Annotated in this window: 11 protein-coding genes and 1 pseudogene; 3 read left to right on the top strand and 9 right to left on the bottom strand. The window is 73.5% G+C overall.

The features are described 5' to 3' along the window. Positions 1-29 precede the first annotated feature (29 nt). The gene (locus ACIBVL_RS15140; RefSeq protein ID WP_399097588.1) at positions 30-2,129 is read right to left on the bottom strand and encodes an alpha-galactosidase; all 2,100 of its coding nucleotides are present in this window, start codon (positions 2,127-2,129) and stop codon (positions 30-32) included. A gap of 95 nt (positions 2,130-2,224) precedes the next feature. Here ACIBVL_RS15140 and araD point away from each other — a divergent pair. Continuing rightward, positions 2,225-2,466: pseudogene (araD, locus tag ACIBVL_RS15135) on the top strand (L-ribulose-5-phosphate 4-epimerase); the annotation flags it as partial. Here the strand turns inward: araD and ACIBVL_RS15130 are convergent. From ACIBVL_RS15130 to ACIBVL_RS15120, 3 genes are read right to left on the bottom strand one after another with little or no spacing between them, the layout of a single operon-like run. Then, entirely contained in the window at positions 2,433-3,875 is a 1,443-nt protein-coding gene (locus ACIBVL_RS15130; RefSeq protein WP_399097587.1) for a sensor histidine kinase, read from the bottom strand. The pseudogene araD and the gene ACIBVL_RS15130 sit on opposite strands and share 34 nt — an antisense overlap. Further along, positions 3,872-4,594: a response regulator transcription factor gene (locus tag ACIBVL_RS15125; protein WP_399097586.1), complete on the bottom strand. Its 723-nt coding sequence runs from the start codon at positions 4,592-4,594 to the stop codon at positions 3,872-3,874. Before ACIBVL_RS15125 ends, ACIBVL_RS15130 begins: the two co-directional genes overlap by 4 nt. Before the next feature lie 57 nt (positions 4,595-4,651). Beyond that, on the bottom strand, positions 4,652-5,053 hold the full coding sequence (locus ACIBVL_RS15120; RefSeq protein ID WP_399097585.1) for a PepSY domain-containing protein: 402 nt from the start codon (positions 5,051-5,053) through the stop codon (positions 4,652-4,654). Between the two features lie 271 nt (positions 5,054-5,324). Here ACIBVL_RS15120 and ACIBVL_RS15115 point away from each other — a divergent pair, with 271 nt between their 5' ends. Then, a complete protein-coding gene (locus ACIBVL_RS15115) occupies positions 5,325-7,976 on the top strand; it encodes a glycosyl hydrolase (protein WP_399097584.1) in 2,652 nt (883 codons plus the stop codon). Between the two features lie 224 nt (positions 7,977-8,200). On the opposite strand, the gene ACIBVL_RS15110 is transcribed toward ACIBVL_RS15115, so the two are convergent. Further along, positions 8,201-9,001: a VOC family protein gene (locus ACIBVL_RS15110; protein ID WP_399097583.1), complete on the bottom strand. Its 801-nt coding sequence runs from the start codon at positions 8,999-9,001 to the stop codon at positions 8,201-8,203. 201 nt (positions 9,002-9,202) lie between these two features. Next, positions 9,203-10,462: an MFS transporter gene (locus ACIBVL_RS15105; RefSeq protein ID WP_399097582.1), complete on the bottom strand. Its 1,260-nt coding sequence runs from the start codon at positions 10,460-10,462 to the stop codon at positions 9,203-9,205. 182 nt (positions 10,463-10,644) lie between these two features. On the opposite strand from ACIBVL_RS15105, the gene ACIBVL_RS15100 reads away from it, so the two are divergent. Further along, positions 10,645-11,001 carry a DoxX family protein gene (locus ACIBVL_RS15100; RefSeq protein ID WP_399097581.1) on the top strand — a complete coding sequence of 119 codons (357 nt, stop codon included), beginning with the start codon at positions 10,645-10,647 and terminating at the stop codon, positions 10,999-11,001. Positions 11,002-11,051: 50 nt separating this feature from the next. Here the strand turns inward: ACIBVL_RS15100 and ACIBVL_RS15095 are convergent, their stop codons facing one another. The 3 genes from ACIBVL_RS15095 to ACIBVL_RS15085 all read right to left on the bottom strand — a co-directional run bounded on the left by ACIBVL_RS15095 (position 11,052) and on the right by ACIBVL_RS15085 (position 13,540). Next, positions 11,052-11,672 carry a sigma-70 family RNA polymerase sigma factor gene (locus ACIBVL_RS15095; protein WP_399097580.1) on the bottom strand — a complete coding sequence of 207 codons (621 nt, stop codon included), beginning with the start codon at positions 11,670-11,672 and terminating at the stop codon, positions 11,052-11,054. 190 nt (positions 11,673-11,862) lie between these two features. After that, positions 11,863-12,564 (bottom strand): hypothetical protein, encoded by a 702-nt coding sequence (locus ACIBVL_RS15090; protein WP_399097579.1) that lies wholly within the window; start codon positions 12,562-12,564, stop codon positions 11,863-11,865. Between the two features lie 223 nt (positions 12,565-12,787). Next, positions 12,788-13,540 (bottom strand): YcnI family protein, encoded by a 753-nt coding sequence (locus ACIBVL_RS15085; RefSeq protein WP_399097578.1) that lies wholly within the window; start codon positions 13,538-13,540, stop codon positions 12,788-12,790. Positions 13,541-14,140: the final 600 nt, after the last annotated feature.

The following is a 14,140-nucleotide window of genomic DNA, read 5'->3' as shown; positions in this document are numbered from 1 at the left end:
AGGCGGGCCCACCCCTTTCCTCGCCCCGGTCAGCCGGCGGCGCCCAGCCGGAGCAGTACGGCCGTGTCGGGACGAGGCAGAAAGACCGTGAGAGTCCCTTCGGCGGCGTCCCACCGGGCGGTGGCGTCGGCGGTGCCGGGGTGGAGCACCTCCGGGACGAGATCGACGCCGCGCAGATGGGGGACGGTGAGCGTACGGCTGCCGCCCCCGGGCCCCCGGCGCCACACCGTGAGAAACGTCGACGTACGGCCGCGCAGCCCCTGGGCGATCCAGGCGTCCTCCCAGGCGGGCAGCCCGAGCGGCCAGAACGGGCGCGCCTCGCCGATCTCCGGCCGGATGTCCTTGTACACGCCGATCGCCGAGCGGACGAGGCCCAGCTGATCGTCGTTCATGCGGTCGAGGAAACCGGAGAGATGGATCCGGCCCAGCAGCGCCCCGGTGAGGGTGAAGGCGATCTCGTCGGGGGTGTGGCCGGGCTGGGGGTAGGCCCACACCGCGGCCTGCTCGGGAGCCACCGCGGTGGCGGCCGCCGCGGCGATGGGCGGGTAGCGCAGCAGGTCCTGCTGGTCGCTGGTGGACTGGAGCTGGGCCACGGCCAGCTGGGCGTAGTCCATGCGCAGCCCGCCCGATCCGCAGTTCTCCAGGACGAGGCGCGGGTGCCGGTCGAGGAGGGAGCCCATCCAGTCGAGGTGGGCGCGGTGATGTCCGAGCAGCCCGGCGCCCGCGCTCTCGGGGCCCGACTCCGTGCCGGGGCCGATGTTGATGTTGTAGTCGAGTTTGAGGTAGCCGACGCCCCATTCGCCGACGAGCCGGTCCACCACCTGGTCGAGGTGGGCGCGGGCGGCGGGGTGGCGCAGGTCCAGATGGTGCCGTCCGTGTTCGGTGACGCGCACTCCGCCGCGCCGGAAGAACGCCTCCGGCGGCAGGGTCCGGGCCAGGGGGCTGCGGACGCCGACGACCTCGGGTTCCAGCCAGAGCCCCGGGGTCATGCCGTGCCGCCGGATGGCGTCCAGGACTTCCCGGATGCCGCCGGGGAAGCGGCGGGGGGCGGCCTCCCAGGCGCCGACGGCGTCCCACCAGCCCTGCGCGTCGTCGTCGTACCAGCCCGCGTCGATGACGAAGACCTCGGCGCCGGCGGCGGCCGCGGCCGCGACCAGGGGCAGCAGCTTCTCGGTGGTGGGGTCCCCCATGAGGGTGTTCATGTAGTCGTTGTAGATCACCGGAAGCGTGGCGTGGTCGGCGTGGTCGCGGCGGATCAGGCGGCGGTAGTCGGTGAGCTCCCCGAAGGCGGCGTCGAGGCCTCCGGTCTCCGCCTGGACCAGGACGGCGGGCACGGTGGTGAACTCCGCGCCGGGGGCGAGCTGGTGATGCCACTGGTGGTGGACCTCGTCGGGGCCGAAGAGGGCGACGTAGGCGGCGCCTTCGCGCTCACCGGTCTCGAAGCGCCAGCCGGCGCTGGACTCGATCTGCCACAGCCAGGCGCGGCCGTCCCCGTCGGTGAGGGCGGCGACCGGCAGGTGCCGGCCGGTCGACCAGCTCCCCTGCGAGTACCGCTCGAAGCAGCCGCGCCCCTCGTGTCCGTGCGCGGCCCGGCTCAGCGGCACGTTCTCGTCGCGGAACGGGGACTGCCGCCACCGGCATTCGGCGAGCCAGTCGTTGTCCGCCCAGTGCACGGTCAGACCGTCGAGGCCGCCGTCGGCGTCGACGATGCCCCCGAGGGTCAGGGTGGAGACGCTCTCCAGCCGGAGCGGGACGGGGCCCTCGTTCACCAGGCGCACCCGGGTGCGGAGGATTCCCGCACCGGGCAGCGTGCTCAGGCCGACCTGGGCGGCCAGTCCCGTGTCGGGGTCCGCCAGCCGGATCGTCGTGTGCTCCCAGTCGCCGTCCTGAACCGTGTCGTGACCGCGGTAGGCCAGCCGTTCACCGATCGCCGTGTCGATGAAGCGCTCCCCCGACCAGCTTCGGCCGTGGCCGGTTGCGGTGACCTCGACCAGGGGGAGCAGTCGTGTCCGGTCCTGGTCGGGCGCGCCCAGCCCGACCGCACCGGCGCCATCCACGACGAGGCGCAGGCCGAGCGTGGGGTGCGACCAGAGAAGGGACTCCTCGACTGTTCCGGTGGTTGTCCTCAACGGTTTTCCCTTCTGAAACGTGGCGTCTCTCTTCGGCCCGGTGCGGCATCGACCTGGTTCTTCGCTCGCCGGGCAGGACCTCGCCCCGCGCTCCTCAGGCGGTCGAGGTCCCCGCCGCCCTGGTCGCCGGCCACGGCCCCATCACCCGGGGCGCCACCGCCCGCACGTCCCTCGAACACGCCATCGGCTGCGAAGCCGTCGCCGACATCGCCCTCCACACCATGGCCCTCTCTCCCCACCACCCGACCACCCCCACACCTCCGCAACCGCCACCCACACCCGCAGACACGGCCCCGACGCCTACTACGGCAACCCCGCTCCGGTCCCCTCCCTGTGACCGGCGGCCGCGTCTCTCCTCGGGCGCCGTCGGCGGGCGTCGGAGGTGGCGGGGCGCAGGGTGACATGGGCGTCCAGGCCGCCGCCCGGTGCGGCGTGCAGGGTGATGTCGCCGCCGGAGGCGTGGGCGAGGTGACGGACGATGGGAAGGCCGAGGCCGGTGCCGTCGTGGGCGGCGTCCGAGGCCCGCCAGAAACGGTCGAACGCCCGCTCCCGGTCGGCCGGTGACAGTCCGGGACCCTGGTCGACGACATGGAGTGCGGCGCCCGGAACCCGGACCAGGGTGATGGTGGTGCCGGGCGGCGACACCCGGAGCGCGTTGGCGAGCAGGTTGTCGATGATCTGCTCCAACGCTCCCGGGATCGCCAGAACGTGGCCGGCTCGCGCCCCCACGACCACCAGGCCGACGTACTCCTCGGCGGCGAGCGGCTCCCACATGGCGACCCGCTCGGCGAGTACGGCGTCCAGGTCGACCGGCTCGGGAGTGGTCGCCGTGTTCTCCAACCGGGCGAGCGCGAGGAGCCCCTGGACCATGCGGGCCAGCCGTTCCACCTCGTCGATGGTCTCGTCCAGGCTGGTGTGGGCGCGCGGGTCCAGGTGGGGCTCGAAGTTCTCCAGGCGCAGCCGCAGGGCGGCCAGGGGAGTCTTGAGCTGGTGGGAGGCTTCGGAGGCGAAGGCCTGTTGAGCCTTCAGCAGGTGCTGCAGACGGGTGGCGGTCCGGGTGAAGGAACTGGCCAGCCTGCGGAGTTCGGGCGGGCCCGTGGTGGCGTCGGGCGGGTGTGCGAGATGGCCGTCGGCGAGCTGGGTGGTGGCCCGTTCCAGGGTGCGCAGCGGCCGGGTGATCCAGCGGGCGAGGGTGAAGGCGACCAGGGCGACGGCGGTCAGCACGCAGGCTCCGGCGAGGGCGAGGGCGAGCCAGACGCGGTGGATCCGGCCGGTGACCGTCGTCATCGGGTACGTCAGCCGCAGCGCGCCCCGGACGGTGGTGCCGGAGGAACCGGGGAGGGTGGCGGACAGCACCTCACCGCCGTCGGCCTCCGCGCGGGTGGTGACGGTGGGCCGGTTGCGCAGGGCGGCTGCGATGTCCGGGGCGCGGGAGAGGTCGGTTCCGGGGCGGTGCGCCGCGGCGCCGGGCGCGGTGTCGGCGAGGACGAGGCCCTCGCGGTCGACCACGATCACCCGGCTGCCCGATTCGGCCGCGTACTCGCCGATCAGGGCGGGCAGTTCGGCGGTCCTGCCCTCCTCGATGTCCTCCTCGGCCACCTCGGCGAGCATCGACGCGTCGCGCTCGGCGCTCTGCGAGAAGCGGGCGGTCTCGCCGCGGGCGTAGATCCAGCCGAGCGGGATCTCCAGGCCGGCCAGCACGAGCAGGGCCAGGCCCAGATAGCTGAGCAGCAGACGGCGGGTCATCCGGCGGCCCCCGGCGGTGACTCCCCCGGCACGGTCAGGCGGAAGCCGACGCCGCGCGCGGTGGTGATCCAGCCCGGGTCGCCGAGTTTGCGGCGCAGCGAGGCGACATGGGCGTCCAGGGTCTTGGTGGGGCCGAAGAAGTTCGGGTCCCACACCGCGTCCATGATCTGCTGCCGGGAGTGGACGGCTCCGGGGTCCTGGGCGAGGTGGGCGAGCAGGTCGAACTCCCGGGGTGTCAGGGCGGTCTCGCGTCCGGCGACCCACACCTGGCGGGTGCGTCGGTCGACCTCCAGCGAACCCAGTCGCTGAGGGGCGGCCGCCGCCACGGGCGCGCCGGTCCCGGGAGCCTGCGGCACGGCGGGCAGGGCGCCGGTGCGCCGGGTGACGGCGCGGATGCGGGCCACCAGCTCCCGTACGCCGAACGGCTTGGCCAGGTAGTCGTCCGCCCCCAGTTCCAGGCCCGCCACCCGGTCGGCCTCCTCGCCCCGGGCGGTGATCATGATGATCGGGACGGGCGAGCGGGCGCGCAGGGCGCGGCACACGTCCAGTCCGTCCATGTCGGGCAGCCCGAGGTCGAGCAGGACCAGGTCGGCGGAGCCGTCGTCGGCGAGCCCGGCGGCGCCGGTGCGGACCCGGTCCACGGTGAAGCCGTAACGGCCCAGCCCTTCCGTGAGGGGTCCCGCGATCCGGTCGTCGTCTTCGATCAGGAGCAGACGCATGGCGACAGGCTCGCACAACTGCGCGCTCACCGTTGAACCGTCCCGAGAACGCGTCGGTCAGCCTTCGTCCTCCTCCGTGCCCTCCTCCTTCGTGTCTGTGACCTGGTACGTCGTGTCGAGGTAGACCTCGACCGTGGACCCGTCCGCCTTCTTGATCTCCACCGCGTACATACCGGGCTTCTCCGCGTCCTCCTCGGACTTGAGGACCGTGCCCGGGTAGGCGGCGAGTGCCGCCTCCTCGGCCTTCTGCTTGATCTCGCCGGTGAGGGGCGGCTCCGGCTTGTCGTCGGTGTCCTCCGCCGCCTCCGCGCCGCCCGCGCTCGGCGCCGACTGCTGGGTGTCCGCGGCCGCGGAACCGCCGGAGTCGGAATCGGCGCCTCCGCCGCAGGCCGCCAGGGCGAACATGAGCGCGGCGGCGGGGGCGACGGCGGCCAGGGCACGGCGGGGCATTGCACGCATCGGGTGTCTCCAGAACTTCGGGGAGCGGGGTCCTGGGCGGATCCCGCGGGGACGTCGACGACCCTACGAAGACGCGGGACAGAGCGAGTCCAGAGAATCGACAGCGGCAGACCAGCAGGCGGCCAATCTTTCGCCACCCCATGAGCCGGCTGTGCCCCGTACACGAAGTGACAGGTTCTGGTCAAAGGCTGTCCAAGTGCGGAACGCCCCTTCTTCCGCCCGTGATCGGGTCCCTGCGACGGCTGAATCGACGCCCGTTCTGGAGGACCTGGTGTCAGCACCGACCCGTGGAAGACGATGGCTCACGATCTGTTCCCTCACCGCCTCGGCCGCGCTCGTCGCGGTACCCGCGGGCGCCGCGCCCGGCGGGAACGGCAGCCCCTTCGGGGCCCGCGCCCTGGCCCGGCTCGCCGCTGAGCGCGAGCAGTCGGTCGGCGAGCTCACCCCCCACCTGAAGGGCGAGGACGGCGACGACGGCGGCGAGGCCGACGAGATCGCCGAGGGCGCCGACCAGTACGCCGAGGCCCGCACCTCGCCCGGCGTCGTCGCACCGGGCGCGTACGGCGCCGCCTGGTCGGCCTTGAACGAACTGCCCCGCACCGGCGGCAGTTGGCGGAACGTCACCGACCTCCCCTACGACTCGGACGACCCGCGTTACCGCGACATCGACTCCAACTCCAGTGGCGGCTCCGGCAGGGTCACCGGCCGGATGGCCGCGATGGCCGCCGACGAGGACGGGGACGTGTACGCCGGCAGCGCGGGCGGCGGCGTCTGGCGGTCCAGGTCGGGCGGAGGTCGCTGGCAGCCCATCAGCGACCGGCTGCCCGCGCAGTCCACCGGCGCGCTCGCGCTCGACGGCGCCGGACGGCTGTGGCTGGGCACCGGCGAGGCGACGACCAACGCGGACGCCTACCTCGGCAGCGGCGTCTACGTCCTGACCGATCCACGCCACGGCACGTTCTCCTCCCGCAGCCGGGTCGGCGGTGACGAACTGGAGTCCACGACCGTCCACCAACTGCGCTTCGGCGGCGGAAAGGTGTGGGCGGCCACGAGCAGGGGCGTGTGGAGTCATTCCACGAGGTCGCTGAAGGGCGCCTGGAAGCTGGAGTTCGCGCCCAACCCGGACTTCCTGCCGGGCGGTTCGCAGGCCGACGATCCCGACGCCCCGTACAAGAACATCGCCAACGACATCGCGATCGACCCGAAGGACCCCTCCAAGGTGGTCCTGGCGGTCGGCTGGCGCAGCGGCGACGACTACAACGGCTTCTACACCAAGGGCACGGGCGGCACCTGGAGCCGGATCGACAGCGGCCTGGGCGATCTGCCCTCCGACCCGGACGACGTCGGCAACGTCACCTTCGCCCGCTCCGCCGACGGCTCGCGCTACTACGCAATCGACCAGTCCCCGGAGCAGCTGAACACCAACCCGGACAGCGCTCTGGAAGGCTTCTACGTCTCCAAGTCCGGCTCTCCGACCGGGCCCTGGACGAAGATCGCCGACTACCAGGGGCTGGCCGCGTCCGGCTCGGCACTGACCTCCAGCGGCTTCATGCCCGGCGTGCAGGCCTGGTACAACCAGTTCCTGACCGTCGATCCGGCCGACCCCGAGCACGTGTACGCGGGGCTGGAGGAGGTCTACGAGACCAAGGACGGCGGCGGCACCTGGTCGGCCGTCGGCCCGTACTGGAACTTCGGCTTCTCCTGCTGGAGCATCGACCCCTCCCGGCAGACCGGCGACTGTGACCAGACGACCCACTCCGACCAGCACGGCGTCGCGATCGGCCGCTACCACGGCAAGAGCTTCGTGTACGTCGGCAACGACGGCGGTGTCTACAAGCGCCCGCTCAACGGCCGGCAGGACGCCTCCGGCCACGCCACGGACTGGACCTCTCTCAACGACGGCACCATCGACACCCTCCAGTACTACTCGGTCGGCATCGGCAAGGACCTCGCTCACGGCGGCGTCTCCGTCACCGGCGGCCTCCAGGACAACGGCCAGTCCCTCCTGCGCGGCGACGACCGGGTGATGGGCTCCAACTTCGGCGGCGACGGCGGCGACACGCTCACCGACCCGGCCAACGGCTGCGACATCGCCGAGGAGTACGTCTACCTCGCCATCCAGGTCACCCAGAACTGCGCCGTGAACGACGGCAGCTGGCTCACGGACCCCGGCAAGGCGACGTCGTACGGCGTCGCCCCGGCCGACAACGCCACCGGCGAGGCCCGCTTCATCGCCCCGCTCGCGGCCGACGCGAAGAACAGCTCGACGTGGATCGCGGGCGGGCGTCACGTATGGGTGCAGAACCATGGCTACGCCATCCGCAGCGGCGACGAGTGGACCGACGTGTACGACCTCGGCGCCGGTCACACCGCGACCGCCGTGGCCGCCTCGGGCGGCAAGGTCTACGCGGCCTGGTGCGGCCCCTGCAACAACCAGGGCTTCGCGCGCGGCATCTCCGTCGGCAACGCGGACGGCACCGGCTGGCACGACATCGCGCTCCCGGTCGACGGGACCGTGCCCAACCGCTACCTCAGCGGCTTCGCCGTCGACCCGAAGAACGCCGACCACGTCTATCTCACGGTCAACGGCTTCTCCCGGCAGTGGACCGAGGGTCCCGGCGCCGGTGTCGGCCACGTCTTCGAGTCCCGGGACGGCGGCACCACCTGGAAGGACATCTCGGCGAACCTCCCCGACGTGCCCACCGACTCGGCGGTCGTCACACCGGACGGCGGCCTCGCCGTGGGCACCGACCTCGGCGTCGTCCACCGGGCACCGGGCGGGACCACGTGGCAGCGCGTCGGCGATCTTCCCGCGGTCGCCGTGCTCCAGCTGAAGCTCGGCCCGGACGGCAGCACGCTGTACGCGGCCACCCACGGCCGCGGGATCTACGCGATCACGGCGCGGAACCTCGGCCGACGGTGACCGCAGGGGTGGCCCCGGCGGTCCCCGGGGTCACCCCGCATCCTCGAAGCGGCGCGGCGGGAACTCGGCCCCCTGTGGCCCGTCGGCCGCTGCCGCCCGCTGCTGAGGCTCGCGCCGCAGGGGCCTGGGGCCGGACCGGTGGCACGCCCATATGCGCAGCCGTACGGTCACCGCCGTCGTTCACGCCGCGTCCACAGTGACGACGGCACGCCTGTTGCCCCCGCTCAGTTCCCGGACGGGGTGAGCAGCACGAAGTCCGCCCGCGAGGGGTCGAGGCAGACGGCCAGCCGGCCGACGCCCTCCGCGTCCGCCGGTCCCATCTGCACACTGCCGCCGTTCCCCGTGACCTCGGCGACGGCCGCGTCGCAGTCGGTGACCGCGAAGACCGGGTGCCAGTACGGCCGCCCGCCCGCCAGCGAGAGGTCCTCCTTGCTGACCTCCATGAGTCCGCCCTGCATGCGTTCCTCGGCCAGCCCGGCGGGGGTGATGAGGGTGTACGTGCCCCCGCCGCCCGGCAGCTCCATGTCGCCGAACCGCCAGTCGAAGACACCGCCGTAGAAGTCCTTGGCGGCCGCGGCGTCGCTCGTGTACAGCTCGGTCCAGGACAGCGAGCCCGGCTCGTCCGCCACTTCGAAGCCGTTGTTGTTCCCCCGCTGCCAGACCGCGAACTGGCCGCCCAAGGGGTCGCTGTACTGCGCCATCCGGCCCCATTCGCCGAGGTCCCGCGGCGCCACCCGCACCGTGCCGCCCGCGCTCCGCACGGCCTCGGTCGTGGCGTCCGCGTCGGTCACGGCGAAGTAGATCATCCAGGCCGGGCGCGCGCCCTCCTCGGTGAGCTTGCCGAGCCCCGCGACGGTCTTGCCGTCCTTGCGGAACATCCCGCCTTCCATCTCCTCGCCCTCCTCCCCCATGGACTGGTACTCCCAGCCGAGCACCGCGCCGTAGAAGGCCGCGGCGGCCCGGACGTCGGGGGCACCGAGGTCGAGCCAGCAGGGGGATCCGGGGGTGCCGTCAGCAGTGATCACAGCGCTTCCCTTTCGCAGGTCCTGTCCACATGAGCATCACCTCAGCGTGACACCCGTCACAGGCCATCGCGCGTCGGGAGGACACGGAGCCGGTCGACACTCGGGTCGACGCTCGCAAGGGAGGGTCCGTGAGCGCCGCTTCGGCGCGGCCGGAGCGGTGTGCCCGTCCTCAGGCCGGCCGCTCCGGCAGCGGCCGGGGATCTACGGCGCCCGCTCCGGCAGCGGCCGGCGATCCAGGGCGCCCGCCCGGCGGCGGGTGGTCAGCAGGCCCAAGGCGACGAGGGCGGTGGCCAGCCCGAGCACGCCCACCGCGCCGGCCAGACCGCCGACCGTCGACTCCAGGGCGAGCAGCACCAGCGGACAGACGAACTCGCCGCCGAAGAAGGCCGCCGTCCACAGCCCCGTGCCCCGGCCCCGGTCCTCGTAGGCCAGGCGGGACATGGCGCCGGTGAGGAGGGCCGGCAGCAGCATGCCCGTCCCCAGGCAGTTGATCACCGCCCCCACGACCAGCAGCGGGGCGTCACCCGCGAGGAACATCACCGCGAAGCCGGCCGCGCACAGCGCGAGGACGGCGGGCAGCATCGGGTCCGGGGAGCGCCCGAGCCGGGCGAAGGCGACCGCTCCGCCCACGGTGGCGGCACTCGCGGCGGCGGTGGCCAGACCGATCACCCCGGGGTTCTCCACCCCGAGGTCGTCCAGCAGGTACGCCATCTCCACCGGCACGGTGTAGAAGACCATCGCCCCGAAGAAGGTGAGGGCGCAGACGCCAGCCAACTGCCGCCAGGGGAACGGGCGACGCGCCGGGGCCGGGGTCCCGTCGGAGGTGGCCCGCGCCGCCGGGGTGGGCAGGGCGGCGGCCATCAGCGGGGCGAGCACCAGGCTCACGGCGTAGACCCAGAAGGGCACGCGCCAGCCCGCCGATCCGGCGGCGCCGCCGAGCACGAAGAAGACGGTGGCCGACGCGGAGGCGCACATCGTCTGCAGCGCGAGGTACCTCACCCGCTGGCGGCCGCTGTAGTAGTCGCCGATCAACGTGGTGCAGCAGGTCATGATGGCGGCCTCGGTGACACCGACCAGAACGCGGCTGGCGATGATCGCGCCCAGGGAGTCCAGCCAGAGCGGCGCCGTGCCGAACACGGCGTACAGGAGGGTCGCCACGACCAGCAGCCGCTTGCGGCCCAGCCGGTCGACGATCACCCCGGCGAACGGGGCCAGCAGCGCCAGCGCCAGGGCCGGCACGGTCAGCGCGAGGGGCACCAGCGCCTTGGCGCCGGGGCTGGACGCGAAGTGGTCCTGCATCTTCGGCAGCACGGGGGCGATCAGCACCGCTCCGAGGATCGGCAGACAACTGCCCGCCATCAGCAGGGTCACCCGCAGCGGGTGGGCCGGGCCCGCCGTGACGGCGGGCGGAGCGGTGTCGTCGACCTCGGCGGAAGGCGGCGGGGGCACGGAACCGGGCATGGCGACTCCAGGGACGGCTGAGGGAGCGGGCATGCCTCGGGCGCCGGCGGCGCACGGCATGCGGGGAAGGCCGCACGCCGACGGCGGATCCGGACAGCGGCGTGCGGTAGCGACGACTATGGGCCGCCGAGGCGCCCGCTGCCATCCCCCCACGTGATCCGAATCCCGTATCCGGCTCATCCATGCCGTGGATCGTCGCCGCACTGCTGGCGGTGTTCTACCTCTACGCAGGAGGCAAGAAGGCCCTCCAGAGCTTGGAGCAGCTCCAGCCCATGATGGGGTGGGTCGACCGCGTGCCCATGCCGGTGGTCCGGCTCACCGGGATCCTGGAGATCCCCGGCGCAGCGGGCCTGCTCCTTCCGCCGCTGACCGGGGTGGCTCCCGGGCTCGCGATCGCCGCGGCGATAGGCCTGCTCCTGATCCAGGTCGGCGGCATCGTGGTCCACGTGTCCCGCGGCGAGGCTCGGCTGATCGGCCTCAACATCGCGCTGCTGGTGGCCGCGGGGGCGGCCGCCTGGCTGGGAACCACCTGGCTCTGACCGCCCGTGCACCGCCGGGGGGTGCCGGTGGGAACCGGCACCCCCTTTCCTCACGCGGCGGCAGCCGGGCGGTGCTCGATTCCCTCGGCCTCGTCAAGGAGTTCGACGAGGGTGGCGCGGGCCCGCGCCACCCGCGAGCGGATCGTCCCGACGGGGCAGCCCGCGGCTTCGGCGGCCTCCTCGTAGCGCAGCCCCCTCAGCTGGGTGAGGACGAAGGCCTCGCGGCGCTCGGCGGGCAGCGCGTCCAGCAGGTCGAGCAGAGCCACCCCGTCGTCGAAACCGGGCAGGCCGCTCGGCTGGGCCCGCTCGGCCCGGACCGTCCAGTCGTCCACGTCGGCCGACCGCGGCCGGGAGGCGGCGTACCGCAGGCTGTCGACGACCGTGCGGCGCGCGATGGAGAGCAGCCAGGTACGCGCCGACGAGCGTCCCTCGAACCGGTGCAGGCTGCCGAGCGCCCGCAGGAACGTGTCCTGCGCGAGGTCATCGGCCGGCTGCCCATCGGCGGAGAGGTGCCTGACGTAGCGGACCACGTCCGGGTGCAGGGCTCGTACGAACCGGTCCAGGGCGTCGGGATCGCCGGTACGGGCCGCGAGGGCCCAGGCGGTGGCCGGGTCCTGAGGCGCCGAGGCGGCGCGCTTCTCGCGCGGCGCCGGGAGGACAGAAGTGATCACCTGTTGTCCTTCTCGGGTGGCCCGGGACCGTCGATCCGGCGAGGCGGCCGGCACACGTGGACACGCACACGGTGAGGTGCGCCGCCGGCGCGGAGAGATCCCGGGACGGGAGTGGGAGGAGGGCCGTACGACGCGTACGACCCGTGCCCGAAGCCCCCTCCTGTGGGACGGCCTCGGGAAACCGGCTGTCTCAGACGACAGCGGTCCCGGCCGGAGGCCCCCGAGAGATGATCGTGTGGGTGAGCGTCAGCCTCGGCATCCGCTCCGCACGTTCGCGCGTCGGCCGCAGACTGGGCCGGCTCGGCGGGACGAGGAGAGGGGTGAGGGGCAGCCGCAGCGGAGCGGCCAGCCACCCGGCCACGGCCCGCAGAAGGCGGAACGCGGCCCGCTCGCCGTACCCCAGCCACAGACCGGTCAGCACAGCGGCCAGCGAGTGGGCGGCGAGCATGCCGAGCGAGGACATACCGCCGTCGTGGGCCATGTGGCCGAACTGTTCGGCATGCGCCGCGGGGCCCGTGTGCAAGGCCCCCAGGGATTCCATGGACCCCATGGCGTTCATGTCCGGGGAAGGCATGGAACGCATGTCCATCGCGTCCATGGACATGGCGCTCCGATGCCGCGCCACGGATCCCGACAGGGCCGACTGGCCCCAGGAGAAGGCCGAATGGAGCGCGCCTTGCGCGACGACGACGACGGACACCACCAGCGGCAGTCCGCGCTCCCGGTCCGCCAGGCGCCAGCCGACACCGCCCGTGGCGGCCAATCCGGCGGCGAGCGTCCACCACGGCACGGTGGAGCCCGACATCAGGACGTGTCCGAGGGCAGCGAGCAGCACACACACGGCCGCGAACACCGCGGCCCGTGCGGTGCGCGCACACCACCCAGCAGTCATGACGGCCTCATCCTCGCATCCGGGCTCCGCTCGTCACGGGTGGGTACGCGCGGGACCCGGTCCTGCCACTCATCGCGAGGAAGGTGATCCAGGACACAGCGCTTTTTCGGGGCGCCCGGGCGCGTCACGACGAGCACCGGCCCCGCGAGCGGTGAGCGCCGCCCGCGGTCCGCTCCGGCGCCGCCCCGCCGCCGGGCGGCCTGCGGCAGGGCGGGCAACCGTCCTACTCCGCGCGGGATCCGGCGGCGGCACGGCCGCGCAGGACGGCGAACACCGCGGCGGCCAGCCCCAGCACACCCACGATCAGCCCGGCGACACCGAGGCCACGGGCGGTCGAGTCACCGCTCGACGCGGTGGCGGCCGTGTCGTCCTTCGTGCTCGCCGAGGCCGTGGCCGAGTCCGAGTGGGTGCCGCCCTCGTCGTCCGCGCCCTTGGCGGTGAGCTCGAGCACGGGGGCCGGGTTCTCGGGCTCCTCGTCGCCCTCCGCGGCGGCCTCGATCCAGCGGGTCGTCCTGCCGTCGGAGTACGTCTGCAGCGCCTTGAAGGTCAACCGGTCGGTGTCCTCGGGGAGCTGCCCGAAGGCCACGTGGAAGTCCTCGTACTGGCCGGCGCCGATCTTCCCGCCCGTCCAGGTGATCTCGGAGACGGCCTCGGTGATGGTGCCGTCGTCGGTCTTGACCGGCGTCCTGAGCCTGGTGGTCGTCACCTTGGCGGTCCAGCCGTCCTGCGGCGAGACGAGCACGCCGAGGACGGGGTGGTCGGTCGGCAGGAAGACCTGGACCTCGGTGGTGGCGGCCGTGTCCTCCTCGTTGGGGACGCGGAAGGTCAGGAGCCCGTCCGTGGCCCCCTCGGCGTAGCTCTCGGGGTGGACGGTGACGTGCGCGGAGGCGACACCGGCCGCGGTGAGGACTCCGGCGGCCGCCAGGGCGGCGACGACGCCGGCGCGGCGCAGGATGGTGGTGCGCGTCGTGGACATGGGTGAGTGGATCTCCGTACTGAGGAAGGGATGTCAACGGTCGGTTCGCGTACGGCATCCCCGCCGGCGGTCCCCTCCGGCGCACCGCGTACCGCAACCGCGCCCGCTGCGCCGGCCACGCGCAGCGGGCGGCCCGCCCGGCCGGCCGCGGCACGACCGGTACGCCCCGCGCGCCCGCCACCACCTGCCACCAGGCGGCGAGTCCCGGCACGAACGCGACCGCCCACCGCAGCAGCGACCACAGCGCGGCCTCGCCGCGCCGCAGCCACCAGGTCAGCAGCAGGGCCGCCACGATGTGGGCGGCGGTGGCGTGCGGGGTCGGCGCATGGGCGCAGGGGTGGGACATCCGCATGCCGTGCACGGCCATCGCGGAGTGCGGCCGGGCAACGGCGAACACGATGTGCAGGCCGCCCTGGGCCGCCAGTGTGCCGCTCCCGATGCCGGTCAGCGACCGTTCCCGTCCGCCCAGCAGACCGCCGGCCATGAAGAGCGGCACCGCCCCGGCGGCCTGCGCCCACACCGGCGGCGCCACGCCCGTGGCCAGGACATGTCCCCCGGTGGCGAGCAGCACGCACAGCACGGCGAACACCGCCGCGCGCA

Origin of the sequence: Streptomyces sp. NPDC049687 (assembly GCF_044465285.1) — a bacterium.
GTDB lineage: Bacteria > Actinomycetota > Actinomycetes > Streptomycetales > Streptomycetaceae > Streptomyces.
This window is presented reverse-complemented; position numbering and strand designations above follow the sequence as displayed.

Excerpts from the sequence above, each read along its gene's own strand:
- ACIBVL_RS15085 (WP_399097578.1), bottom strand. The coding sequence starts at position 13,540 with ATGTCCACGACGCGCACCACCATCCTGCGCCGCGCCGGCGTCGTCGCC.
- ACIBVL_RS15105 (WP_399097582.1), bottom strand. The coding sequence starts at position 10,462 with ATGCCCGGTTCCGTGCCCCCGCCGCCTTCCGCCGAGGTCGACGACACC.
- ACIBVL_RS15090 (WP_399097579.1), bottom strand. The coding sequence starts at position 12,564 with ATGACTGCTGGGTGGTGTGCGCGCACCGCACGGGCCGCGGTGTTCGCG.
- ACIBVL_RS15100 (WP_399097581.1), top strand. The coding sequence starts at position 10,645 with ATGCCGTGGATCGTCGCCGCACTGCTGGCGGTGTTCTACCTCTACGCA.
- ACIBVL_RS15125 (WP_399097586.1), bottom strand. The coding sequence starts at position 4,594 with ATGCGTCTGCTCCTGATCGAAGACGACGACCGGATCGCGGGACCCCTC.
- ACIBVL_RS15120 (WP_399097585.1), bottom strand. The coding sequence starts at position 5,053 with ATGCGTGCAATGCCCCGCCGTGCCCTGGCCGCCGTCGCCCCCGCCGCC.
- ACIBVL_RS15130 (WP_399097587.1), bottom strand. The coding sequence starts at position 3,875 with ATGACCCGCCGTCTGCTGCTCAGCTATCTGGGCCTGGCCCTGCTCGTG.